The following is a 23,199-nucleotide window of genomic DNA, read 5'->3' as shown; positions in this document are numbered from 1 at the left end:
GAAGGAAAGTTAACCACTGCTTCTCAACCTACCATCAGCCGTTCTGGACAAAAACTGTCATAACCACTGACCTAAACCGATAAAATCACCACAAAAAGGGCCATACAGATAGATCAATTACCTATAAATGGCACCAAATCAAATTAAAGTATTTAAAAAACAACTGAATTAAATTGATCATTTTTTGATCGATCATGAATAGAGATCACATTAATTTAGGATAAATTCACAACAGGCAAATGGGGTAAATCAACCAACCAAAAACAAGGGTTATCAGTGTTTGTGGTTGCATAAAAACCAATGATATTTTTTACTCACCACACCACGATGAGACCACAACCTACACGTTGCACAGCCTTTCGCTTAAGCGGCAATGACCTCACTATTTCCATTTAACAACCTCGACCATTGGGTCGCCTTAGACCCTTGAGCAAAGCTGAGTTTCATTCAAGGAAGCAGCGGAACTCATGATGGGAAGTCACACTTCCGCAAAACCAAGAATGAATACATAAACCTTTGATTTAAAAGAGCTAAACCTATGGCATTCATCTTGCTATTTCTCTAATCAAATCAGAATGATGATGGTATGAACCACAACGGTCATACACAAAAGACAAGGGAGTACTCTGATGAGTTCAATTGATCCAGCAACGATGGCAAAGCAACTAGCTACCTTTGACGTCCAGTCGTTCAAACAACGCTATACCGAGCAATCCTCTCAGTATCAATCTCAACTGAATGCGCTTGGCAAAGTCGAATCTGCATTGCGTGAATTCCGTACTGCTGTGAATGAAATGAACAACAGCACATCAGGGATCATAAAAAACAGCGCTACCGTGTCGAGTGAAGGGTTCTTCACCGCGAGCGCAGATTCCAAAGCTCTCAAGGGCAGTTATCAGATTTTTGTTGAAAAAGTCGCCACTACACATCAGGTGTCAACTGGCATGCCTGCGTCGCTACAGTCCACGACAGAAGTGCCGCTGACCGGCACGCTAACATTTGAAGTCAATAGTAAAACCATGACGCTAGACCTCTCCACACTAGACAGTGACGGAGACGGTAAAGCCACCATGGCTGACTTAACTTCTGCCATCAACAACGATCCCAATAATCCCGGCGTCAATGCGACCTTAGTTCGCTCGGATGGACAAACTCATTTCATGCTTTCTAGCGAAGAGACTGGAGAGGCGAATGAGATAGTGGTCTCGGCGGCGGGGACTGGGCAAAGCTGGTTCGAGGATGCCTTCACTAAGGCTAAACTCAAACAGATCAGCGCAGCACAAAACGCTATCGTTTGGTTGGGAGAAAAGGACAATGGCCTAAAACTCGAAGGCAGTAGCAACACGTTTAGCGATGCGATCGACGGTCTCGACATCACTGTTACCAAAGCTCAGCAGGCGGGCGAATCCCCTTTAACGCTTAATGTCGATGGTGACAACGACGCGACAAAAGAGCAGGTCAACAAATTTATCGACGCTTATAACAGCTTGATGTCTACGGTTGATGAGTACACAAAAATAGACACGGAAAATAACACCCGAGCGGTGTTAGCGAGTGACCCTACCCTGCGCGCGATCGAAAGTCAGGTGAAATCTGTTGTACGAGGAGATTTCGGCGGTCTTCGATTGAGTCAGATCGGCATCGAGCTCGATCGTAACGGAAAAATGACGCTGGATTCAGACAAGTTCGAACAGGCCCAAACCAAGAATAGCCAAGGACTTGAGGCAATGTTCAATGGAGATGGCAATCTACTGGATAGTATCGATACCATCATCGAACCTTATCTTCAGTTCTCTTCTGGTCTGTTTAAATCTCGCAAAGATGCGTTGAAGCAAAATATCGATCGCATCAGCGACAAACAGGTCGTGCTGGAACGTAAATACGATATGGCATATGACCGATACCTCAAACAATTTACCCAAATGAACACAATTATGCGCCAGATGAACCAAACCATGTCGCTGTTTGGTTAACGGTCACCAGGAGACGTTTTTATGTTAATGGATTCGGGCTACAACTCTTATCAACAAGTCGATCTAGATGCTCAGGCAGCCGCAGCAAACCCACATCAATTGGTGGTAATGCTGATCGACGGTTTGCTCAATGAAATCGAACGAGTTCGTGGCCACATGGCCTCAGGTCGTCTTGCCGAGAAGGGAGCAGGCATCAATAAATGCATGAATATATTAGTAGGTCTAGATAGCGCGCTAGACGCAGATAATGGCGGCGAAATCGCGGCGAATCTTCACCAACTATACGACTTTTGTCAGGTTGAACTTTATCAAGCAAGCGTACAAAACAATCAGGATAAACTCACCAGTGTCGAACATGTGATGAACAATATACGCGAGGGGTGGATGCATTTTGGTCAGCAAGCATAAAGTATCCCCAGAGCGATTCCGCCATTTGGCGAAACGGATTCAAATCGCAACAAAAACTCAGGACTGGCAAGGGCTAAAGCGCTATGACCTTCTTTTGAGAGACCTGCTCGAAACTCATCAGCCTTATCTCAAAGATCCCCTGCTCGCGCCTGTCATCACTGAGGTGAAGGCCGTACATAAGCAGGCTTTTGACGCACTGGATAAGGCCATCAACGAACTGGAAGCAGAAATTAATGTGGTCGACTCTCAACACGAGCGCGCCAAAGCTTACCAGCTTGCTATGACCATGGAGTACTAGCAATGAACACAACTTCACTGCAAACCATGACAGGTCAAAAACCTGAGTCGTTTTCCGCTGACGGTACGATCCAAAAAGCACGTGGTTTTGGTCAGCCTGACGAGCACAGCACTGGCTTTGCTCTCATGGCTCATCCGACTCCGATGCAGGGTGGCGGTCAACCAAACGCTGAAGATACGGTAGCAACATTCACGTCTGACAGTGAAACGCTGTCAGAGGCTGAAATGACTTCTGTGCCAGCGACGTCATTGGTGGAAAGTCCGCAGCCACTTAACGCGCAGTCGACCACCATGGATACATTGGCTTTACTGCAACTGAAACAAAAACGTGTCGTAAACGGAGTGCAGTCCTTCGACCCCGCACCAATGCCAGCAGCGACTCATTCTTCAGAGAAGATGACGCCGCAAAATATCACCAGTCAATTGGTGAAGCCGACAAGCGTTGCTTTAAACATTGACGCACCGGTCAGCCAGAGTGCGTCCGTACAGAATGTTCTGCAAACTTTAGTCTCCACACAAGCGTCAGCGCAGTCTCACGTTTCTCACCAGCCACCTGCTGCAACGACAGTTCAAACCGCAGAGTGGGCCGCCGTCAAGATCGATACCAATGCGGCTAAGTGGGGCGAACAAATGATGCAGGTGTTACATGACAGAGTATCGCTTCAGGCACAACAAAGCATGCAAGAAGCCAAGATTCGTCTCGATCCGCCAGAACTCGGAAAGCTGGACTTACTGGTTCGTGTTGATGGTGATCGCCTCAACGTGCAGATCAACGCCAATGCAGCGGCGACACGAGAAGCCTTGCTTCAGGTATCTGACAGGCTAAGAGCGGAGTTGCAAGACCAGAACTTTGTTCATGTCGACGTCAACGTCGGCTCAGGAGAAAGTGAGCACAACCAGTCTTCTCATCAAGGCGAACATACCACGCATATTTTCGATAGTCGCGAGTTTGCCAATTCAGATAGTCCCAATGAACCATCAGAGCATTGGCTCAGCACACAAGCATAATTAGGAATAGGGTTATGACAAAACAACAATTGATCGCGTTATTTTCAGCGATGGTCCTCACCAGTGCTTTAGTTTCGGCAGCAACGGTAATCGGCGGGATCTGGGTCTTAAAGCAATCAGGCAACAGTAGCCATTCCGAGTCTTTTTTCGCAGATTCGCCTCTTGCCTTCCTTGCCGAGGAGCATCATCCAGCACAGACACCTAGCTTTCACTCGCTAGAAAAGATTGTTCTCAGCGTCAAAGGTAAACGCCAGAACCACTTCGTGATGCTGGAAGTCGCGATTGAGACTCGCCGTCCTGAACGCATTAAGAATATTGATGATTACATGCCGATAGTACGCAATTCGTTACTCAAGCTTTTTAGTGACAAAACCTACGAAGATCTGCATCAGGAAGGCACCGTGAACCTGCTCCAGAATCAAGTTAAACAAGCGGTACTGCTCGCGTTTGACAAAACCGACATTCTTCGTGATATCGATGACGTCTTACTGACGAAATACGTCGTGCAATAAGGAACACGGCCCATGTTGGATATGAATTTTCAGGAAGAATACGGTGTAGAAGGTGAAGTCAGTTCACCTTCCATCCCTATCGATGAGAACAAGTTGCTCAAACAGCACAAGGTGTTGGTCAACCGTATCGTCAATCAACTCAGAGCCCATGCCACTCCGCATTGCAGTATCGAAGACATGCAGCAAATTGGCCTTATCGGCTTACTGGAAGCAGGCCGCCGATACGGCAATGTTGAAGATCCCAACTTCCCGGCTTTTGCCGTGTGCAGAATCCGTGGATCGATATTGGACGAGTTACGCCGACTTGACTGGCGGTCACGAAAAACACGTCAGCAAGCGCATGAACTGAATGACGTGACGCGCGATCTTATGCGCTCTCTTGGCCGGCAGCCTACTGATGCAGAAATTATCAAAGCATTAGGAACGGACGAAAAAGATTATCTTACTCGACAAAATGCGGCTCTGGCTGGGGAAATGCAAAGTCTGGATCAACTGATTGAGAATGGTATCGAGGCTCAATCTGACGCTGTGTATGACGGCATGTCCCATGAGCAGACTCGACGTAGCCTTGAAGCTGCTCTGGATAAGCTACCCAAAAGAGATCAGCTGCTACTGACGCTGTTTTATCAACACGAACTTAACCTACATGAAATCGCTTTAGTGCTCGATCTGACACCTCCAAGGATTTGTCAGTTACACAAACAGGCACTCAAACAACTCAATCAATATTTATCCTCCTAGGAGTCACAAATGCAAAAGTTTTTTGGAGCCATCACCGTTTTACTGTGTGTCTTTGGCGGGTATATGTGGGCCGGTGGCAAGCTTGGCGCTATCTGGCAACCCGCTGAATTTCTGATCATTATTGGTGCTGCGGCCGGTTCTCTGATCATCGGTAACCCACCGCAAGTGCTTAAAGAAATGCGTCACCAAGTTCGTGCCACCATCTCTGCACCGCGCGAAGAATATGAATATTACATGGAGCTGATGGCTCTGCTGAATAACCTACTTGAAACAGCACGCAGCAGAGGTTTTAAGTTTCTTGATTCTCACATCGAAGCTCCAGATCAGAGTTCGATTTTTCTCGCCTACCCGAAAGTTGGCTCAGATTATCGCCTCATTTCGTTCGTGACAGACAACATGCGTTTAATGGCCATGGGCCAGATGTCGCCTCACGAGTTAGAAGGTTTACTGGAACAAGAAATCGAAGCTATTCAAACCGAAATGCTACTTCCTTCTCGCTCGATGCAGAGAACCGCAGAAGCATTACCAGGCTTTGGTATCCTGGCAGCCGTCGGCGGCATCATCATTACGATGCAGGCGATTGATGGCTCAATCGCACTCGTGGGCTACCACGTAGCAGCGGCTCTGGTTGGAACATTCGTTGGTATCTTTGGTTGTTACTGCTGTCTTGATCCACTCAGCAATGCAATGGCCCAACGCGTGAAGCGCAACATGACAGCATTTGAGTGCGTCAGGGCAACGCTAGTTGCTTATGTTGCGAAAAAACCAACCTTACTTGCTATTGATGCTGGCCGTAAGCATATCCAGCTAGACATTAAACCGACATTCAATCAGATGGAGAAATGGCTCGCTGAGCAGGAGGCATAATGCAAAGACAAGAGCAGGTGGTGTTCAAACGAACAAAAACCGTTGATGACAATGAATTTCACGGAGGTGCCTGGAAAGTCGCTTTCGCTGATTTCATGATCGCCCTTATGGCGCTGTTTTTGGTCTTATGGGTGATGCAGATTGTCGACAAGGAAGAGCGAAAAGCGATTGTTGCTCACCTTCAAAGTGCAAGTGTGTTTGATAAGAGCTACGGGAATCCGTTTGATACTTCACAAAGTATTTCTCCGATTGATTTGGCTGCAAACTCTTCTGTCACCAGTCGACATGATTCGAACCATGTGGTCAGTTCATTCTTTCAGGGAGACGGTGAAGGTCCGGAAACAGACTCACTGATCCCCGGAACATTCGACACTCAGGAGCGACTGGCAGCCTTAGCGAAAGTCATTAAGGAAGCGGTTCGACAAATCAGTGCTCAAGGAAATGTGAACGTGACGGTTACGCCACAAGGTCTGCGGATTGTGCTTCAGGACGACTATAAGCAGCATATGTTTGGTCGTGGTGGGTCGGAGTTGACACCTTTCTTCGAAGATCTGCTTCTTGCGCTAGCGCCTGTCTTTAAACGTGTAGAGAATCCATTGATCATCAGTGGTCATACCGACTCTACCCGCTTTAAAGGTCATGCCGAACGTGGTTCAAACTGGGCGCTCTCTGCATCACGTGCCAATGTGGCTAGGCATACTCTGGTTGCCGGAGGGATGCCAGATGATCGTGTGTTACAAGTTACAGGGATGTCTGATCGTGCCTTACTCAATGGTGCCGAGCCGGAATCCAGTGAGAACCGACGTATCGAACTGTTTATCCTGACTACACCCGCCGCCAAAGTGTTAGAAACGTTTTTTGGCAATAACGCGGAAAGCGAATTGCAAAAAGCCAAGCAGAAAGCGGAATTTAATCAGCCGGTGATTCGCCAGGAAGTCATCAAGTTTTCAGACACCCAAACGCCTTCGAAGCCAAAGCTTCAGCAACTTTAACCCCATCAGGCGCTTTTATAGCGCCTGCTAACTCAAACGAAAAATCTCATGCCTCAATATTCGGTCAGACACGCCAAAAAAGATGGATTACAAAAAGCCTTTATGTGGCTGATTGTCATCGACTACGTGTTGCTTTCTTTGTTTCTCATTCAGCTCTTCAACCTGACTTTGAACGGAGGCACGGCGATCAGTACTTTGTTGCTGATCTATAATGTCCTTTTGACCTCCCTCTGCTTTCAACGCACTGACAAGCGCGACTCCTACATTATTTACCCAACATTGTCAGCAACGTTGCTGGCGTTCGTCTGCTTCCTATACTTCTTCTTTCTTGTCTGACCCTATTTTTTGTCGCCCCTCTTTGTTATTTCTCCTCTGACTCTACTTTCCTTTAGGCAAAAAAAATGCTCTTCAATCAATGAAGAGCCAAACGAGCGAAAATGGAACAAAGGGTTTAACTAGGCTTTCGCCTTAACTTCTCATCAACGCAACCACAGAGTGGCGCTTTACGTTAGCCTGAGCATTAAGTGCCATAAAGGCGGTGGAAAACTGGCCAGAGTTGTCGTCAAATAGTTTAAGTTTATCTTGGACTTGGTGAGCAGAAATCACCGAAGACTGCTTGTGGAGTGTTTGCATTTGCATCGTCAATTCAGAGCCGATCGCATTTGCCTGCTCAAGCCCTATCTGTACTTGACGAAAATGCTTGTTTACTTTGGCAATGGTCTGTTTAACGCCTTCTCGAGAGCTCAAATCAAAGCTCAGCTCCGCGATGCCTTCTGGCTCCGCTTTGAGTGTCATCACATTAGATTGCCCGGCTGGAAAGCGATAACCCTGGCCTGTCACCATGACCTTTTGTTGCATCTGCTGATAGGCTTTCTCAGAGGATTCAAACAAAATAGTACCGTCCTCAGACAATGACGCTCTAAGTCCCAGAGGAATAAGACTTCGATCTAGCATTTTAACAGTCTGCTTGCCCTCAGACTGTCCATCAAACTGAACCATCACGGAGTGGCCCTGAGGGAAATCTAAGCGAATTTGCTCCGCTTTGTCACTCAAGCGATGGATGTTGAGTCCGGGAATGGAAAAACGGCGCATATCGGCTTTCTCAAGCTTAAGTTTCAACTCATTGTCGATCACTTTATTGCCGTCAAAGCGTGCATTGTCGATAACGCGCTCTATGTTCGCTTTCGAGCCCGCCAAACCTTCTTGCAAACCTGAAACCTGGTTCGCACCGAGGTTCATGGCCCGAGTCAGGCCTTGTTTTATCTTGGCCAACTCGACACCAATGGCTTGTAAGGAACGTGTCGCTATCTGCACTGAGGTCGCGTTTTGCTGCCCCTGAGTAAGCAAAACACCAGACACCGAATACGATGCTGGTGTTTGATTGCGGGCAGCCAGTTTGCGCTGCCCGATATCACCATGAGTCTCCGAAGAGCGAGGGGGAGAAATAGAAGCTCTGTCATGCCCCGTCAACTTGACGTTGTGGGGGCGAACCTCAACCATGCTCATTACCATATTTTGATTCCTGATTGTTAAATGCGGTCGAATAAGTTGAGATCGTTAATCTTAACGTAGCTCGCTTGAGTCGCTTGCAGCGCCGCCATGTAATTGCTCAAGCGAACTGAAGCTTCACCATAATCTAGAGCTGAGAGATCACTGCTGATCTTATCAACAAATAACTTGTTCTCACCGTGGGCACTAGCCATCAAATCGAGGTTATTATGGCGACCACCGATTTCAGTCATTGCAGACAACACGTTATTCGATGTCGCTTCGATAGCACCGAGCGTCGATTCAACTGCAGTCCGAAACGCTGGTGTGGGTGATTTGAACTCCGAAATCAATGCATCAAGTTCGTTGAGAACATTGTTGCCGCCAAGGTCTAGGATTTCTTGCGCGGTCATATTCGCTTCCATCGTCACGCCTTTCGCTACAGTGACCATACGTTTATCGCTGTTACCTTGCATGACGTAACTGCCACTTGCATTCGACAAAGCCGCGGTGTCCGTTTTGGTGCCGGAGAATAAGTAACGACCTTCTTCATCCTGCGCGTTAAACGCTGAAGCGACGGCAGAACGCAGACTTTCAAGTTCGCTGATAATGCCTGTACGTTCGGCTTCGGTTAAGGTACCGTTTGCGCCCCATAGAACTCGTTCGTTCATTTTCTTCAGGCTTTCATTCACGGAATCAAGTTGAACTTCCTGATTGGACAAGGCCGTCTTTACATTAGAAATATTGGTCTTGTACTGAGAAATGGCCGAGCCTTCACGTTCTAAATTGAGCAATTGTACTGATGCCATAGGGTCATCAGATAATTTGGTCAGACGCTCACCAGTGGACATCTGTTGCATAACTTGTCCAAGTCCGGCGTTATTGATCTGCAAGCTTCGCAGCATCATCTGACTGAATTGAGTATCACTAATTCTCATCTGATTTCCCTGTAATTAAAATAACTGAAGAACGGAATCAAACAGCTGGTTTGCTGTGCTGATCACTTTCATGTTGGCGTTATGAGCGTTGGCAAATGTCATCAGATTTGCCGCTTCTTCATCACGGCTTACCGCACTGACGTTGTCTCGGGCAGCCTTCGCTTGCTCGCTCATCGAGAGTTTTGCCTGATAATCTGCATCAGCCTGACGCGCTTTGATCGCCGTTTCACCGACAATGGCAGCAAAGGCATCATTCAATGTCACTGAGCCAAAGCCACTAATCGACACGTTTTTATTGCTGACCGCAATCAAGCCGTCCAATATGTCAGCGTTACCTGGGTTACCGTCACCGGACAAAGCCAGTTCCTCTGGTTTCATATCGGTGATCGTCAGGCTAGCCGCTGGGTTGGCAGGGTCATAACTGAACAAAGGCTTACCCGTATTGCCATTAAGGTCATGACCAGCGACTAGCAAGGCATTGAACTCATCGGCCAACGCTTTTGCCATATCATCAATCGCAGTGCAGTATGGCTTTAATACGTCTGTCTGATAGTCCGACAAAGCACCAATCTGCCCGCCCGGAGTGTCTGTAATCGCAAAACTTTGCGTACCAAACTCAACATGGAGTTGAGCGAGGTAAGGATCGCTTGGATCAGGCATGGCAATGAGCTCAGCAGCATCAGTCCCCATGACCAATGGTTGTCCAGAAGATAGCGTGACTTGTAAGCTACCATCGCTTTGTGACGTTGTTTTCACATCGACGACCTTAGATAACTCACCAATTAACGTGTCACGCGTGTCCATTAACTTAGCCGGATTCCCTCCGGTACCTTGCATTTCCACCAGCTGCTTGTTCACGTCAGCAATATTACTCATCAAGCTATTGGCATGAGCAATGGCGGCATTGCGCTGATCGTTCACGTCTTTATGTTGGTGAGAAAGAGATTCGGTGAGCGTATTAAATCGACGTGAAAGTGCTTCTGATTCATTAATGATTTGCTGGCGGTAAGGCACAGATTCCGGTTTCACTGTCGCATCATTAAGGGCAGAAAATAGCGTATCCAGACCCGCAGAGAGACTGAATCCGTCAGCACCGAGTGTATTTTCGAGTTGACTCATCTTACCGGTGTAACTAGTTGCGTAAGCGGAAAGACTGTTTGTTTCCCAAGTCTGCTTAACCAAAAAATCATCCGTTACCCGACGGATACTCGTAACTTCAACACCCAGTCCTGGATTTAGCTTGTCGTGTTTAGTGCCACCAACCGAAGCCATCAAGGCTTGTTGACGACTGTATCCAGGCGTATTGATGTTGGAGACGTTCTGCGCTGTGACATCCAGTGCCACGCGATTCGCATTAAGGCCTGAGAGGGCAATATTGACGAGATTCATTTACAGCTCCATTTTTCGAATCAATGGTTGGGCGAAGGCTGTTGTTGCACTGACTTCTCCCATCATTTGTCTAACTGAGGCGACCGATTCCTGAGTAGAATGAAGTGCGGGTGCCGAATTAGACGCTGAAGAAGCTTCAGCGTGTGAGCTTGCTTCCACCTCACTAAAATTGTCATTCGCGGACACGCTTGAGGCATTGGTGTCAAAAGCCACCTCTGAAATCGAAGGGCTGAGCTGTTTGATCAACATTTCTGAAATACCAGAATGTTGTTTCTTCGCCATTTCAATCGCAAGCTGACCATCATACATATCGCGAAAAACGCCCTGTTGCTGACTGGAAAAAGGACTGTCTTCATCAGCCAACACATCGCTACTACTGCGCATCTGGCGCAGTACCATTTGTAAAAACATCGCTTCAAACTGGCCCGCTACCGTTTCCAGTGCGGCCCCTTGTTCGTTGCTATTCTTTATGTTCATCAAGGCACTGTTATCGTGATAAAGCACCGAGTTCATTTGTGACCGCTCATTCAGTCCGTCAAATTTCATAAAGACTCCTTAAATCACTACCAGCTCTGCATTTAGTGCCCCAGCTTCATGCAAGGCTTGCAGAATCGACATCAAATCCGTTGGTGTCGCCCCTAAACTGTTTACTGCACTAACGATGGTATTAAGCTCAGTTCCCGGAGGCCAAATCACCATTTGCGCCTGTTCTTCACTGACATCTAATAACGATTGATCGACCACTTTGGTTTCACCGTCAGCAAACGCGTTTGGCTGGCTCACCTGTTGTGATTCGGCAATGGTCACTGTTAAGTTGCCATGGCTTACCGCGGCTTCACTGACCTTGACACTTTTGCCGATGACAACGGTACCGGTTCGAGAGTTGAAAACGATGCGCGCAGGCTTGCGCCCTTCCTCGACACTGATCTCTTCCAGCATCGACATCATGACAACACGTTGTTGAGTGTCCTTCGGCGCTTTGACGCTAATGCGCACGTTATTCTTAGCCACAGCGACTTTCGGCCCGAAAATGTTGTTGATCTCACGTGCGATATTCTTAGCCGTTGTAAAGCTGGGCTTTCTCAAATTCAGCACCACGTTATCTTGTTCTGCAAAGTCATTGGGCACTTCTCGCTCCAATGTCGCCCCACCAGGAATACGGCCCGAGGTTGGCGTATTGATCACAATTTTAGAACCGCTTTTGCCTTCAGCAGACACACCGCCTACCACCACGTTACCTTGAGCGACAGCGTAAACCTCACCATCGATACCGCGCAGCGGTGTCAGCAACAAGGTGCCCCCTCGCAAACTCTTTGCGTCGCCAATGGATGACACCACCACATTCAGCGTCTGGCCTGCCCCTGCCATCGGCTCAACTGTCGCAGTGACGCTCACTGAAGCAACATTGCGTAGTTTAGGATTCGTTTTGTCGTCGATTTGGACACCAAATTGTCGCAGCATATTGGTGATGGATTGCGCAGTAAACTTGACCTGATTGCGGTCACCCTGTCCGTCGAGGCCAACGACCAAACCGTAACCCACTAACTGGTTTTCACGAATACCCTGAACATCAACGAGATCCATGATGGGGATTTCTACTTCAGCTTGAGTCGGTAAGGCGGTACCCAACAACATCGTCAGCATCATCGCCATCAGGAATGAAGATCGTTGGTCTCCAGCCCTGTTTCGATTTGTCGAGCTCAATCGCTGGCGTCGCAGAGAAAGAGGAATAAAAGCGACGGTAAGCATAGTCATTATCTGTTTCATTAAAACGGCATCCAAGGGCTGTTAAAGAATTGGCTCAGCCAACCAGCAGCATTGCTGTCAGCCAAAGTACCTCGACCTGAGTAGGTGATTCGCGCATCACCGATTCGAGCGGATGAAACCTGATTGTTACGGCTGACATCATCAACTCGTACAATGCCGGTTAAGCGAATGAACTCATCTCCCTGATTGAGTCGAATCCACTTCTCTCCGCTGATACGCAATACACCATTAGGCAGCACTTCATGAACGGTCACGGTGATAGCCCCCTCCAGCTTGTTACCCTGAGAGCTAGAAGCACTACCATCAAAACCGCGTTGAGCGTCTACACTGGCGGCGAGCTCATCGATGGTTTTACCTCCCAGACTCGGAGTAGCAAAGCCGACGCTCGAGTTTTTTCCATACTTGGTGTCGGCTTTTTTACTTGATTCCGTTTCTTCGGAGAGAACCACCGTGAGCATGTCGCCAACACGGTATGCTCGCCTGTCCTGAAACAGGGTCATGGAATATTGATGACGATAAAGGCTGCCGTTTTGGGCTGCTGGAAGTGAATAGTCCAGCTTAGGCGGCGCGTATTTTTCTTCATCAGGCTCGGGAGGGGTAAACTCCTGTCGACCAGCGCACCCAGCCAGCAAAATGACAACCAGAGGCCAAACTCTCAATAATGCCTTCATTCCCTGTTCCTTTATTACTTAACGATTACACTGATTGAGCGACAAACTTCAGCATGTCATCAGCAGCTGACACGACTTTAGCGTTCATCTCGTAAGCTCGCTGAGTGGTGATCATGTCAACCATTTCCTCGACGACCTGAACGTTTGAACCTTCTAAAGCGCCTTGTTTGATACTGCCGACACCATCAATTCCAGCTGTCAACTCATCCGCTTGACCACTTGCTTCTGTTTCGCGGAACAAGTTACCTCCCACCGCTTCGAGGCCGGCTGGGTTGATGAATTTCGCTAAGGTGATTTGACCCAGAGATTGTGGTGTGGTGCTGTCCGCTGTCGTTGCTGATACCGTGCCATCTGTGCCAACAGACACAGACAAAGCGTTCTCTGGTATCTGGATTTGTGGTTCCAGCGGTAGGCCTTGGCTATTGACCATCAAGCCTTCTGAATTAACATGAAACTGGCCATTGCGAGTGTACATGAGCTGGCCGTCTGAGTTTTCGATCTGGAAGAAGCCTTGCCCCATTACAGCAAGGTCAAGTTCCTGACTGGTGTTTTGCGTATTACCCTGAGTAAACACTTTCTGTGTGCCCACTACTCGAACACCACTGCCTAACTGTACACCTGATGGCAGTTGATTGACTTCATCCACCTGCGAGCCGGGTTGGCGTTGAATACTGTAAAACAGGTCTTCAAACACTACTCGATCACGTTTAAAACCAACCGTATTGACGTTGGCTAGATTGTTGGAGATGGCGGTCATTTTGGTGTCTTGAGCGGCCATACCCGTTTTACTTACCCATAAAGCTGAGTGCATTTTTTTACTCCTTTCGCCGCGCTTAGCGTGACGACATTAATTTGTTACCGGCTTGCGCCAAAGTCTCTGCGGTTTTCATCATCCGCACTTGCATTTCAAAGTTGCGTGTCAGTGACATCACATTCAGCAGTTCATCAATCGCAGAGACGTTGCTGCCTTCGATATGCTCAGGTGCGAGCTGAACGGTTTGGTCAGCCGCAAATGGGTTGCCATCGACGCTGTGAAGCAAACTGTCGCTCTGTTTCTCCAGTTGGCTAGTTTCCGGCTTAACCAGCTTTAAGGTCCCCACTTCAAGCTCAGCGCCTCCCCCTGGAGGCACGACAGAAATACGACCACGTTCGCTAATTTCAACTTTCTGATAATCGGGAAGAACCAAAGGGCCTCCTTCACCGACAACCGCAAACCCGTTAACAGACAAAGCACCAAAGGAGTCAACTTTGATGTTACCGGCGCGGGTATACGCTTCCTGACCTTCTGCGGTCTGCACCGTCAGATAACCGTCCCCCATCACAGCGACATCCAATGCACGGCCGGTTTTAACGATATCGCCTTCATCAAAACGCGTAGACGCCGAGTTGGTAACGACCATGGTGCGACCGTCAAAGCCCGCGCCCTGAAGTGGGATGCTTGACACACGTTCCATATCAGCACGAAAACCCGCAGTATCGGCATTGGATAGGTTATTTGAGCGCACATGCTGAGCTTTAAGTACTCGGCTTGCGCCAGACGTTGCGGTGAATAACAAACTGTCCATATCAGGCTCCGTTAAATTGCGTTAAACAACGCCTGAGTCAGTTTGTCGTTGGTCGAAATGGTTTTTGCATTCGCCTGATAGTTGCGCTGCGCCGTCATCAGGTTAACCAGCTCGCTGGTCAGATCGACGTTAGACCCTTCTAGCGCGCCTGGTGAAAGATCACCTAACGTGCCTGAACCTGGTACTCCCAATACGGGGGCACCTGAACTGAAACTTTGAGTCCAGGCAGTACCGCTGACTTTTGAAAGGCCTTGTGGGTTGGCAAAATCCGCCAGTACAACTTGGCCTTGTAACTGAGACTGACCGTTAGTGTAGGTAGCGTAAACCATGCCATTATCTTCAACACGAACGCCCGTCAATTCTCCCGATGTGTAGCCATTCGGGTTGTTAGTGCTGACACCAAAACCTGTACCAAATTGCGTGCTGCCTGACAGGTCTATATCAATACTCATTGGGTTAGCGCCCGCCGCTGGGAACGAAACGTTGTAAGCGCCTGTCGGAGTGGCAATAGAGCCATCTGGGTTGAACGTCATCGCGACCGTTGAAACCGCACCCACTCCACCGTCAACCTGCACGTTCACTTCCCATGTGTTGTCAGCCGTTTTGGTGAAGTACTGGGTCACCGTGTGTGGCTTACCTTGCGAGTCGTAAACTTTTGTCGTGTAGGAAGAGTTAAATGAATTATTATTGCCCGGATCAAACGGATTCACCGTCTGGTCGATGACCGGATTCTTTGCATCCAGATTGGCAATGAACTCCATTTTATCTGTGGCTTTGGCTGCCAAAGAAGACGTCGAGATTTTAATGTCTCCCGTTGCACCTGTGAGCAGGTTATTGTTGCCGTCTACGCTGTAACCTTGCAATTTCGCGCCCGTGTTACCAACGACATAATTGTCTTTATCAGTACCGAATACACCTGAGCGTGTGTACAGCATTTGGCCAGCACTGTCTTTAGTCACAAAGAAGCCGTTACCATTGATTGCCAGATCCATTGCTCGACCAGTTCCGCTAACTGAACCGTTTTTCTCAAAGTTCTGAGAAATAGAGGCAACTTCTACGCCACCGGGTTGCATGCCGTTGTACACTGCCGCAAACTCAGTACGTGCTCCTTTAAATCCATAGGTCGATGCGTTGGCAATATTGTGGCTGATGGTATTCAGCTCTGTGTTGGTCGCATCAAGGCCGCTTAGGGCAATATTAAAACTCATAACTAACCTCTGTCTTCCTTATTGGTTAAGCACCAAACTGAGTGATTTCATAGAAAGGTACGCTGCCAACACCTTCGATGTTAACAAACGCTGCGCCGCCTGAGCTTGGGATACGAACTTGCTCAACCTGGCCGGCTAAAAGAATATTTGGAGCAGACTGCCCCTCCTGAACCTGAACAGATACTGTGTATTTTCCGGGTTTAAGACCCAACTCTTCAGGATGGATACTAAAATCGACGTCACCTGCGGGATGGGCGCCTAAAGGCACTTTTTTCGCCTGACCGAACTCATCCGTCACGACTAAAGTGACTTGGCTTGAGGGATGCTCAAGCTCTATTTTTCCGCCTTGAGCGGTATCATTCATTTCAAACTCATTGCCAGACACATAAACCGTCTGCCCCACCAAGCCAGCCGTTGACAGTACTTGCATGTTATCGAGCAATACCATGCTGTTTTGCATCATTGAAGCCATGTTCTCTGTACTTTGTACTTGGGAGAACTGTGCCAATTGACTGACATACTCAGTGCCATCAAGTGGGTTGAGCGGATCCTGATTCTGAATTTGTGCCACCATCAAGCTGATAAATTCATTTTCCAATGACGTCGCGCTATTGGCATCTTGTGGGTTGCCTGTCACTGATGTTGTATTTGCCCCTGAGTTCACTGGCGTGTCAGAAGACAAAGCATTATAAGAAGCGATGCTCATTAGCTGCCCTGCCCTAATTTAAGCAAACCTTGCTGCATGCTTTTTACGTTGCTCAGTACTTCTACATTAGTCTCGAAGCTGCGGGTTGCAGACATCATATCTGCCATTTCAGATACAACATCGATATCAGGGTAGTAAACGTACCCCTCGTCATTCGCAAGCGGGTTACTTGGTTCAAAGCGTTTTTCTGCCTGACCTGAACTTTGGATCACATCCACAATTCTCACTTCAGCGTTCGGGTAACTCTCTTTACTCGCAGATAACTCGGTTTTGCTGTACACGGTGGCAAACACGGGTTTCAAGGCCTTGTACGCGTCATCTGGGTTGGCCGAGACAGCATCTGCGTTAGCAAGGTTACTCGCGACCGTATTCAAGCGTACTGTCTGCGCATTCATTGCTGAGCCAGCAATCGAGTAAATATCGGTAAATGACATGTTTAACGTCCCTCTATCACTTTCGCCAGTCCCTGAAACTTCATGTTCAAAAAGGTCAGGCTGGTCTGAAAGTCCATGTTGTTTTGTGTGAATTTGCCTTGTTCAACCCCCAGTTCAACTGTGTTGCCATCTTTGCTGTTCTGGTACGGAATCGAGTACATAGATGACACCTTCAGCTGTGGTACGGACTTGTTCACACCATGAGGTGATAACTGATTCATTGCAGTGGTAAAACTCAGGTCCTTAGCCAGATACCCAGGGGTATCAACATTTGCTAGGTTACTGGCAAGGACTTTGGTACGCTGAACTCTAAAGTTCAACGCATCAGGGTGAACACCCAACGCATTTTCAAATGAAATTGCCATGTCTCTTTCCTTTTAAGTTGGCTCGAATAAGGATGAATAAGACAAGATGCATGCCATAAAAAATAAACAATAAAATCAATGACTTACAAAAAAGCAAGGAAAGGCAATTTCCGCTTTACGGAAATCAAAAAAAGTGAGGGGAACCGAATTACTTCCCCTCTAAACTGGGGGTTACTCGTCAGTATGATGCTTTGCAGTCCAACCGTATTGAGCAGTGAAAAGATCGCTACCAAGCAGGTCATTCTTCAGGCGGTTGAGAGCAATTTTAAACAACAAGTTCAGATTCAAGCGGATCAGCGTCAATGGCAAGACTATCAACTCGATTATGATATTCGTACTCCAACGGCAGCTGAACACCTGCCTATGTGCCCTAGACCATTGAGTATTTCGGGTATCGATAACAAAACACTCCCTGTAGGCAACCTTAAACGCTCGGTTGACTGCGATGCGCCGTCGGTGACATGGCGCATCAATGTGACCATAAAATCAGCGCTAACACTCCCAGTGGTGGTCACCCAGGCAGGCATCAATCGAGACCAAGCTATTTCTCCCATGAACCTTAAGCTTGAAACCAGAACCTTAAGCCGAGAGCAAGATTTCTTCACTCAGATCTCACAAGTTTCTGGTATGCTCGCGTCTAGGCGCATACGCTCAGGGCAGATATTGGACCCGAGAAAGCTCGAGTCCCCACCTTTGGTCATCAAAGGTAATCAAGTTGTGATTACTGCGACTAAAGATGGGTTTACGGCGTCCACAAAAGGGGTCGCCCTAGAACCGGGCACGCGTGGTGAACAGATCGACGTAAAGAACAGTTCTTCTGGCAAAGTCATTAAGGCTGTTGTCACTGGACTCAACCAGGTACAAACCCAGTTCTGATTTTTGGACTCAGGTTATCATTTTCGCGCTTTACTACTCGTAAAGAGACAATGATTTCAGGTAGATATAAAAAGTGATTATGTTGACTTAATGTTTCGAGCAGCATGGTCGCATTGAACCTGTAACCACGATGATTAAGGAACCCATTAATGAAAATCGACAAAGTTGCAGGTGGGCACGTCCCTCACACCAATCTAAATCAATCTTCCAAGAAACCCGCAGAGCCTTCGACTGCGCAAGCGATTTCTGAAGCTATGGTCAATACCAACACTGCTGCGATAGATAAAGCACAAGCAGAAATGCAGTCGCTACCAAATGTGGATATGGAAAAGGTGGAGCAAGTACGCAACGCGCTGGTAAAAGGTGAGCTAGCACTCGACACCAAGGCGTTATCACAAGCGGTCCTTCAATTTCATACTGGTCACGAATAGTGCGGACTGGAGTTCATTATGGCATCTGAAACCTCGCGTATGATTCAGCGCTTTCTCACCTCCATAGGTGAAGATATAAAGTCATATCGCCAATTAGCCATGCTTTTACAAGAGCAAAAATCGCTGTATCTGTGTTTCGATGCAGCGAAGCTTAATCAAAATCTTGCCCAGCAGAAACCATTACTTAACAAGCTTGGTCAGCATGCCAAAGAACGCAGTCAAACAATGACTGCATTGCGGCTTACTCGCGATCAAGGCGGCATGAATAAGCTTTTTTCTGCATTGCCGACTTCATTGTCGAACAAAGTTCATTCACAATGGCGCGAGTTAGAATCTCTGGTAAAACACTGCCAAGCACTCAATCAAGAGAACGGCCAGAGCTCTGCCAGTTTTCATGAGCTAATGTGCCACATTACTCAACCAAGACAGCATACCTACGAAGAGCAGCCACTGCTGAAATGATCCATCATCGCAGTCTTTGGAAACCAGCATTGTGCCTGTTTTTGTCGCCCTTTCTTTGTCCTTTGTACCCTCTAAACGCTGCACCTCTGCCGACTGAATATGGGCAGGAGCTAGCGGTGCTTACGCCCTATAAAAAACACATTGAACAACGGTTGGTGCTGAACCGAGCATTGATTGATGACATCGCCAAGCAGTTGTCATCTCAATCTTTGCCATCGCAGTTGGTGCTGTTGCCCATGCTAGAGTCTTCCTTCGATCCAAATGCTGTTTCTCACGCCAACGCAGCAGGTCTATGGCAACTGATGCCCGCCACAGCACAGCGCTTCGGCCTTAAAGTCGACGCAAATCAAGATCAGCGATTTGACATTCAAGCCAGTACAAAGGTGGCCATCGAATATTTAGCATTTTTGCACAATAAGTTTGACGATTTAGCTCTCACCATTGCCGCATATAATGCAGGTGAAGGCCGAGTATCTCGGGCGATCAAAAAATCTGGTAGTAAAGCGTTTTCATCACTCAAACTCCCTGCTGAAACGACTCAATATGTGCATCGATTTTATGCACTACTCAACTTGATTCAGTTAGAGAAACTCCTAGGCAAGCCGCCTAATCCTCTGTTTTTATTCGGTGAATCGAATCATTCACCGCTCATCGATTTATCTCCGCTACCACCCCTGATCACCTTATAAAAACTCTGTCGCTGACCCAGCGCTTTATCGAACCAGTACAGAGACTTATTCTCATAAGCTATTAACACACTCATATTAATACTCTGCTGCTCTATGCGTATCGCTACATAACCAGAGTTTTTACAGATTTAGACTCGAATTTGCTCCCGATAACGGGAATATCCCGTATAATTTTTATTTAACAATACAAAACCCTAGCTTTCGTTGGTTGTTATTGACTCAGCAAAGCAGGATAATATCGGGATCGGAATCTCTTAAATATATAATTATGACCGAATATCTTTTGTTGCTGGTCGGCACTGTGCTGGTCAACAACTTTGTACTGGTGAAGTTTTTGGGCCTATGTCCATTCATGGGTGTTTCCAAGAAGCTGGAAACAGCAATCGGAATGGGGTTGGCAACCACGTTTGTCCTGACCCTAGCCTCGGTGTGCTCGTATCTGGTGGAAAGTTACGTTCTAGAGCCTTTGGGACTGGAATATTTGCGTACCATGAGCTTTATTCTCGTTATTGCCGTTGTGGTTCAGTTCACCGAAATGGTGGTGCACAAAACCAGTCCGACGCTCTATCGCCTGCTGGGGATTTTCCTACCGCTGATCACAACCAACTGTGCGGTTTTAGGTGTCGCCCTGCTTAACATCAACGAAAACCACAATTTCATCGAATCTATCATTTATGGATTTGGTGCAGCGGTCGGTTTCTCACTGGTTCTTATCCTCTTCGCCTCTATGCGTGAGCGTATCGCAGCGGCCGATGTACCTGCGCCATTTAAAGGGGCGTCAATCGCTATGATCACCGCCGGACTGATGTCGCTAGCATTCATGGGCTTTACTGGACTGGTGAAATTGTAATGAGCGCTATTCTTATTGCTGTACTGGCCCTAGCAGCACTTGCTGCACTGTTTGGCGCCATATTAGGATTTGCCTCGATCCGCTTTAAAGTTGAAGCGGATCCGGTCGTCGACCAAATTGATAATATTTTACCTCAAACCCAATGTGGTCAGTGCGGCTACCCGGGGTGTCGCCCTTATGCCGAAGCGATTGCGAATGGCGACGAGATCAACAAGTGCCCTCCTGGCGGTCAGGCAACCATCGAGAAACTGGCCGATCTTATGGGCGTCGAGGTCACAGACTCAGCACACGATCTGGATGACAATGTCAAAACCGTCGCATTTATTCATGAAGACATGTGCATTGGCTGTACTAAGTGCATTCAGGCTTGTCCCGTTGACGCGATCGTTGGCGGTACTAAAGCTCTCCACACGGTGATCAAAGACGAATGCACCGGGTGTGATTTGTGTGTCGCACCTTGCCCAACAGACTGTATTGAAATGATTCCTGTAGAAACCACTACAGCGAGCTGGAAGTGGCAACTGGACGCCATTCCTGTTGTTGATGTTACCAATTCTGCCAAGCAGCAGAATCGCGTGAATTAAGGACTGGTATGCTGTCACTCATAGAACAAATTAAATCAGGCGCACTTTGGGATTTCCCGGGGGGCGTACACCCACCTGAAAACAAAAAACAGTCGATAAAAAGCGAGATTGCCAGAGCGAGTATTCCACAAGAAATCGTTCTGCCAGTGAAACAACACATTGGTAAACCAGGTAAGATAACCGTAGAAGTTGGCGACATGGTACTTAAAGGTCAAGCATTGACCAAGTACGACACTAGCTTCATGCTGCCAGTTCATGCACCAACATCTGGTAAAATCACAGCGATTGAGTCTCGCACCACTGCTCACCCATCGGGCCTAGCAGAAACTTGTATTGTCATCGCTCCTGATAACAAAGATCGTTGGATTAAACGTTACACCAACAGCGACTTTACCCAACGTACACCTGATGAGTTGATTGAAATTATTCGTCAGGCTGGCGTTTCAGGTATGGGCGGAGCAGGCTTTCCTACCGCGAAAAAAATCCAAGCAGGCTTGGCACGGACAGAGATACTGATTGTTAACGCGGCGGAATGTGAACCTTACATCACCGCCGATGACATGTTGATGCAAGAAAATGCCGACGAAGTTATTAAAGGTATCGAGATTGTAGAACACATCTTAAAACCTAAACTGACCATTATCGGTATTGAGGATAATAAGCCTCAAGCTATCAAAGCGTTAGAACAAGCCGCACAGCACAAAGATATCGTTATCCGCGTGATTCCCACCAAGTACCCATCGGGTGGTGAGAAGCAACTGATCAAGATATTGACTAATAAAGAGGTACCAGCAAACGGTATTCCTGCAGAGATTGGGGTAATGGTGCAGAATGTTGGTTCGCTGCAAGCCATTAAGCGAGCTGTTTGTGACGGTGAACCTTTGGTAGAGCGCATCGTTACTCTAACCGGAGATACCTTTAAACAGCCGAGAAATGTGATCGCACTGATTGGTACACCTGTTCAATCGTTGCTCGACGAGTTTGGCTACAAAGCCGATAAGAAGTTGCCTCGCCTAATCATGGGAGGCCCCATGATGGGCTTTACGCTTCCCCATGCCAACGTCCCCATTACCAAAACATCGAACTGCATTCTCGCTCCAACTCGTAAAGAGATTTCACCCGATCAGTATGAAATGGCATGTATTCGATGCGGTCAATGTGCTGAGGTCTGCCCGGCTTCACTACTTCCTCAACAGCTTCAATGGCATGCAAAAGCAGCAGAATACGACAAGTGTGAAGAACTCAACCTGAAAGACTGTATTGAATGTGGTGCTTGTGCCTTTGTCTGCCCTAGTGAAATCCCACTGGTGCAATACTACCGTCAAGCCAAAGCAGAGATTCGCACGCGCAAAGAAGAGTCCGAGGCTGCTGAGCGTGCTAAAGTCCGCTTTGAAGAGAGAAAAGCGCGGCTTGAGCGTGATAAAGCAGAACGAGAGAACCGCTTCAAAAAAGCGGCAGATGAACGTCGTAAAGATATGAAGAAAACCGGCGGCGATGATGCTATTGCCGCTGCGATTGCGCGCGTAAAAAAGCAAAAATCGGAATCAAAATCGGATCAACCCGCAATTAAGCCAGCGGTAGCGGCCGCCATCGCCAAAGCCAAAGCCAAGCAAGCGGCTGCAATGCAAGCTGGTGATACAGAGCCGGACAACTCTGAGATGGCAAAACTGCGTGAAGAACGCAAACGCCAGGCCAGAGAGAAAAGAGCTCAAAAGACCCAGGAATCTTCGTCAGCCACATCATCCGATGATAAGAAAGACGCGGTTGCAGCAGCGATTGCGCGCGCTAAAGCGAAAAAAGCCGCTCAACAGGATAGCGGTACTGATTCAGCAACTGCAGAGAAAAAGGCTTCCGTCGCCGCTGCCATTGCTCGTGCTAAAGCTCGTAAGGCGCAGCAAGAAGGTAAACCAGAATCCGTCACCGCTGAGCCTGAAAACGCTGAAGCCGGAGAGGATCCGAAGAAAGCTGCGGTTGCTGC

The 23,199-nt window shown here is 47.8% G+C and carries 28 protein-coding genes; 16 read left to right on the top strand and 12 right to left on the bottom strand.

Going from position 1 to position 23,199, the window contains the following annotated elements:
- Nucleotides 1-629: 629 nt before the first annotated feature.
- From fliD to TW84_RS18335, 9 genes are read left to right on the top strand one after another with little or no spacing between them, the layout of a single operon-like run.
- Nucleotides 630-1,973: a flagellar filament capping protein FliD gene (gene fliD / locus TW84_RS18375; RefSeq protein WP_045977081.1), complete on the top strand. Its 1,344-nt coding sequence runs from the start codon at nt 630-632 to the stop codon at nt 1,971-1,973.
- A 21-nt stretch (nt 1,974-1,994) separates the two neighbouring features.
- Nucleotides 1,995-2,381: a flagellar export chaperone FliS gene (gene fliS / locus TW84_RS18370; RefSeq protein WP_045977080.1), complete on the top strand. Its 387-nt coding sequence runs from the start codon at nt 1,995-1,997 to the stop codon at nt 2,379-2,381.
- Nucleotides 2,365-2,679 carry a hypothetical protein gene (locus tag TW84_RS18365; RefSeq protein WP_045977079.1) on the top strand — a complete coding sequence of 105 codons (315 nt, stop codon included), beginning with the start codon at nt 2,365-2,367 and terminating at the stop codon, nt 2,677-2,679. Before fliS ends, TW84_RS18365 begins: the two co-directional genes overlap by 17 nt.
- A 2-nt stretch (nt 2,680-2,681) precedes the next feature.
- Nucleotides 2,682-3,686, top strand: a complete 1,005-nt coding sequence (locus tag TW84_RS18360; protein ID WP_045977078.1) for a flagellar hook-length control protein FliK — start codon at nt 2,682-2,684, stop codon at nt 3,684-3,686.
- A gap of 14 nt (nt 3,687-3,700) precedes the next feature.
- A complete protein-coding gene (locus tag TW84_RS18355; RefSeq protein ID WP_045977077.1) occupies nt 3,701-4,198 on the top strand; it encodes a flagellar basal body-associated FliL family protein in 498 nt (165 codons plus the stop codon).
- Nucleotides 4,199-4,210: 12 nt separating this feature from the next.
- Nucleotides 4,211-4,939 (top strand): FliA/WhiG family RNA polymerase sigma factor, encoded by a 729-nt coding sequence (locus tag TW84_RS18350; protein ID WP_045977076.1) that lies wholly within the window; start codon nt 4,211-4,213, stop codon nt 4,937-4,939.
- 9 nt (nt 4,940-4,948) lie between these two features.
- On the top strand, nt 4,949-5,806 hold the full coding sequence (gene motA / locus TW84_RS18345; RefSeq protein WP_045977075.1) for a flagellar motor stator protein MotA: 858 nt from the start codon (nt 4,949-4,951) through the stop codon (nt 5,804-5,806).
- Nucleotides 5,806-6,798, top strand: coding sequence for a flagellar motor protein MotB (locus TW84_RS18340; RefSeq protein WP_045977074.1), 993 nt, complete (start codon nt 5,806-5,808; stop codon nt 6,796-6,798). The genes motA and TW84_RS18340 overlap by 1 nt, the downstream gene beginning before the upstream one ends.
- Nucleotides 6,799-6,846: 48 nt before the next feature.
- Nucleotides 6,847-7,134, top strand: a complete 288-nt coding sequence (locus tag TW84_RS18335; protein ID WP_045977073.1) for a hypothetical protein — start codon at nt 6,847-6,849, stop codon at nt 7,132-7,134.
- Nucleotides 7,135-7,266: 132 nt separating this feature from the next.
- On the opposite strand, the gene TW84_RS18330 is transcribed toward TW84_RS18335, so the two are convergent.
- The 12 genes from TW84_RS18330 to flgB form a co-directional block, all read right to left on the bottom strand.
- On the bottom strand, nt 7,267-8,310 hold the full coding sequence (locus TW84_RS18330; protein WP_045977072.1) for a hypothetical protein: 1,044 nt from the start codon (nt 8,308-8,310) through the stop codon (nt 7,267-7,269).
- 17 nt (nt 8,311-8,327) lie between these two features.
- Nucleotides 8,328-9,224 (bottom strand): flagellar hook-associated protein FlgL, encoded by an 897-nt coding sequence (gene flgL / locus TW84_RS18325; RefSeq protein ID WP_045977071.1) that lies wholly within the window; start codon nt 9,222-9,224, stop codon nt 8,328-8,330.
- A 15-nt stretch (nt 9,225-9,239) separates the two neighbouring features.
- Entirely contained in the window at nt 9,240-10,613 is a 1,374-nt protein-coding gene (gene flgK, locus TW84_RS18320; RefSeq protein WP_045977070.1) for a flagellar hook-associated protein FlgK, read from the bottom strand.
- Nucleotides 10,614-11,159 (bottom strand): rod-binding protein, encoded by a 546-nt coding sequence (locus TW84_RS18315; protein ID WP_045977069.1) that lies wholly within the window; start codon nt 11,157-11,159, stop codon nt 10,614-10,616. It abuts the gene before it with no gap.
- 9 nt (nt 11,160-11,168) lie between these two features.
- Nucleotides 11,169-12,266 carry a flagellar basal body P-ring protein FlgI gene (locus TW84_RS18310; protein ID WP_045977083.1) on the bottom strand — a complete coding sequence of 366 codons (1,098 nt, stop codon included), beginning with the start codon at nt 12,264-12,266 and terminating at the stop codon, nt 11,169-11,171.
- Between the two features lie 113 nt (nt 12,267-12,379).
- A complete protein-coding gene (gene flgH / locus TW84_RS18305; protein ID WP_045977068.1) occupies nt 12,380-13,051 on the bottom strand; it encodes a flagellar basal body L-ring protein FlgH in 672 nt (223 codons plus the stop codon).
- A 25-nt stretch (nt 13,052-13,076) separates the two neighbouring features.
- Entirely contained in the window at nt 13,077-13,862 is a 786-nt protein-coding gene (flgG, locus tag TW84_RS18300) for a flagellar basal-body rod protein FlgG (RefSeq protein ID WP_045977067.1), read from the bottom strand.
- A gap of 22 nt (nt 13,863-13,884) precedes the next feature.
- Entirely contained in the window at nt 13,885-14,616 is a 732-nt protein-coding gene (gene flgF / locus TW84_RS18295; protein ID WP_045977066.1) for a flagellar basal-body rod protein FlgF, read from the bottom strand.
- Nucleotides 14,617-14,627: 11 nt separating this feature from the next.
- Nucleotides 14,628-15,824 (bottom strand): flagellar hook protein FlgE, encoded by a 1,197-nt coding sequence (gene flgE, locus TW84_RS18290; protein WP_045977065.1) that lies wholly within the window; start codon nt 15,822-15,824, stop codon nt 14,628-14,630.
- A gap of 25 nt (nt 15,825-15,849) precedes the next feature.
- On the bottom strand, nt 15,850-16,530 hold the full coding sequence (gene flgD, locus TW84_RS18285) for a flagellar hook assembly protein FlgD (RefSeq protein WP_045977064.1): 681 nt from the start codon (nt 16,528-16,530) through the stop codon (nt 15,850-15,852).
- Nucleotides 16,530-16,964: a flagellar basal body rod protein FlgC gene (gene flgC, locus TW84_RS18280; RefSeq protein ID WP_045977063.1), complete on the bottom strand. Its 435-nt coding sequence runs from the start codon at nt 16,962-16,964 to the stop codon at nt 16,530-16,532. The genes flgD and flgC overlap by 1 nt, the downstream gene beginning before the upstream one ends.
- 2 nt (nt 16,965-16,966) lie before the next feature.
- On the bottom strand, nt 16,967-17,329 hold the full coding sequence (gene flgB / locus TW84_RS18275; RefSeq protein ID WP_045977062.1) for a flagellar basal body rod protein FlgB: 363 nt from the start codon (nt 17,327-17,329) through the stop codon (nt 16,967-16,969).
- Between the two features lie 78 nt (nt 17,330-17,407).
- Here flgB and flgA point away from each other — a divergent pair, with 78 nt between their 5' ends.
- The 7 genes from flgA to rsxC form a co-directional block, all read left to right on the top strand.
- Nucleotides 17,408-18,205: a flagellar basal body P-ring formation chaperone FlgA gene (gene flgA / locus TW84_RS18270; RefSeq protein ID WP_045977061.1), complete on the top strand. Its 798-nt coding sequence runs from the start codon at nt 17,408-17,410 to the stop codon at nt 18,203-18,205.
- 149 nt (nt 18,206-18,354) lie between these two features.
- Nucleotides 18,355-18,636, top strand: coding sequence for a flagellar biosynthesis anti-sigma factor FlgM (flgM, locus tag TW84_RS18265; RefSeq protein ID WP_045977060.1), 282 nt, complete (start codon nt 18,355-18,357; stop codon nt 18,634-18,636).
- Between the two features lie 18 nt (nt 18,637-18,654).
- Nucleotides 18,655-19,098 (top strand): flagellar protein FlgN, encoded by a 444-nt coding sequence (gene flgN / locus TW84_RS18260; protein WP_045977059.1) that lies wholly within the window; start codon nt 18,655-18,657, stop codon nt 19,096-19,098.
- Nucleotides 19,095-19,787, top strand: coding sequence for a lytic transglycosylase domain-containing protein (locus tag TW84_RS18255; RefSeq protein ID WP_052707939.1), 693 nt, complete (start codon nt 19,095-19,097; stop codon nt 19,785-19,787). The genes flgN and TW84_RS18255 overlap by 4 nt, the downstream gene beginning before the upstream one ends.
- A 268-nt stretch (nt 19,788-20,055) precedes the next feature.
- Complete coding sequence (gene rsxA / locus TW84_RS18250; RefSeq protein WP_045977058.1) at nt 20,056-20,637, top strand: electron transport complex subunit RsxA; 582 nt, start codon at nt 20,056-20,058, stop codon at nt 20,635-20,637.
- Nucleotides 20,637-21,221, top strand: a complete 585-nt coding sequence (gene rsxB / locus TW84_RS18245; protein WP_045977057.1) for an electron transport complex subunit RsxB — start codon at nt 20,637-20,639, stop codon at nt 21,219-21,221. Before rsxA ends, rsxB begins: the two co-directional genes overlap by 1 nt.
- A gap of 8 nt (nt 21,222-21,229) precedes the next feature.
- Nucleotides 21,230-23,199: electron transport complex subunit RsxC (rsxC, locus tag TW84_RS18240; protein WP_045977056.1), on the top strand; the 1,970-nt coding region annotated here is incomplete at its 3' end.

It is taken from the genome of Vibrio neptunius (assembly GCF_000967495.1).
Classification (GTDB): domain Bacteria; phylum Pseudomonadota; class Gammaproteobacteria; order Enterobacterales; family Vibrionaceae; genus Vibrio; species Vibrio neptunius.
Note: the sequence above shows the minus strand (reverse complement) of the source record. Positions and strands in the feature narration are given on the sequence as shown.

Bases quoted from the DNA above. Each gene is read 5' to 3' on its own strand.
- flgG (WP_045977067.1), bottom strand. From the start codon at position 13,862: ATGCACTCAGCTTTATGGGTAAGTAAAACGGGTATGGCCGCTCAAGAC.
- TW84_RS18330 (WP_045977072.1), bottom strand. From the start codon at position 8,310: ATGGTAATGAGCATGGTTGAGGTTCGCCCCCACAACGTCAAGTTGACG.
- flgE (WP_045977065.1), bottom strand. From the start codon at position 15,824: ATGAGTTTTAATATTGCCCTAAGCGGCCTTGATGCGACCAACACAGAG.
- flgF (WP_045977066.1), bottom strand. From the start codon at position 14,616: ATGGACAGTTTGTTATTCACCGCAACGTCTGGCGCAAGCCGAGTACTT.
- rsxB (WP_045977057.1), top strand. From the start codon at position 20,637: ATGAGCGCTATTCTTATTGCTGTACTGGCCCTAGCAGCACTTGCTGCA.
- fliS (WP_045977080.1), top strand. From the start codon at position 1,995: ATGTTAATGGATTCGGGCTACAACTCTTATCAACAAGTCGATCTAGAT.
- motA (WP_045977075.1), top strand. From the start codon at position 4,949: ATGCAAAAGTTTTTTGGAGCCATCACCGTTTTACTGTGTGTCTTTGGC.
- TW84_RS18355 (WP_045977077.1), top strand. From the start codon at position 3,701: ATGACAAAACAACAATTGATCGCGTTATTTTCAGCGATGGTCCTCACC.
- TW84_RS18335 (WP_045977073.1), top strand. From the start codon at position 6,847: ATGCCTCAATATTCGGTCAGACACGCCAAAAAAGATGGATTACAAAAA.
- flgH (WP_045977068.1), bottom strand. From the start codon at position 13,051: ATGAAGGCATTATTGAGAGTTTGGCCTCTGGTTGTCATTTTGCTGGCT.
- TW84_RS18310 (WP_045977083.1), bottom strand. From the start codon at position 12,266: ATGGCGATGATGCTGACGATGTTGTTGGGTACCGCCTTACCGACTCAA.
- TW84_RS18315 (WP_045977069.1), bottom strand. From the start codon at position 11,159: ATGAAATTTGACGGACTGAATGAGCGGTCACAAATGAACTCGGTGCTT.
- flgL (WP_045977071.1), bottom strand. From the start codon at position 9,224: ATGAGAATTAGTGATACTCAATTCAGTCAGATGATGCTGCGAAGCTTG.
- flgC (WP_045977063.1), bottom strand. From the start codon at position 16,964: ATGTCATTTACCGATATTTACTCGATTGCTGGCTCAGCAATGAATGCG.
- flgM (WP_045977060.1), top strand. From the start codon at position 18,355: ATGAAAATCGACAAAGTTGCAGGTGGGCACGTCCCTCACACCAATCTA.
- flgN (WP_045977059.1), top strand. From the start codon at position 18,655: ATGGCATCTGAAACCTCGCGTATGATTCAGCGCTTTCTCACCTCCATA.
- flgD (WP_045977064.1), bottom strand. From the start codon at position 16,530: ATGAGCATCGCTTCTTATAATGCTTTGTCTTCTGACACGCCAGTGAAC.
- TW84_RS18255 (WP_052707939.1), top strand. From the start codon at position 19,095: ATGATCCATCATCGCAGTCTTTGGAAACCAGCATTGTGCCTGTTTTTG.
- rsxA (WP_045977058.1), top strand. From the start codon at position 20,056: ATGACCGAATATCTTTTGTTGCTGGTCGGCACTGTGCTGGTCAACAAC.
- TW84_RS18350 (WP_045977076.1), top strand. From the start codon at position 4,211: ATGTTGGATATGAATTTTCAGGAAGAATACGGTGTAGAAGGTGAAGTC.
- fliD (WP_045977081.1), top strand. From the start codon at position 630: ATGAGTTCAATTGATCCAGCAACGATGGCAAAGCAACTAGCTACCTTT.
- TW84_RS18340 (WP_045977074.1), top strand. From the start codon at position 5,806: ATGCAAAGACAAGAGCAGGTGGTGTTCAAACGAACAAAAACCGTTGAT.
- flgB (WP_045977062.1), bottom strand. From the start codon at position 17,329: ATGGCAATTTCATTTGAAAATGCGTTGGGTGTTCACCCTGATGCGTTG.
- TW84_RS18360 (WP_045977078.1), top strand. From the start codon at position 2,682: ATGAACACAACTTCACTGCAAACCATGACAGGTCAAAAACCTGAGTCG.
- flgA (WP_045977061.1), top strand. From the start codon at position 17,408: ATGACTTACAAAAAAGCAAGGAAAGGCAATTTCCGCTTTACGGAAATC.
- flgK (WP_045977070.1), bottom strand. From the start codon at position 10,613: ATGAATCTCGTCAATATTGCCCTCTCAGGCCTTAATGCGAATCGCGTG.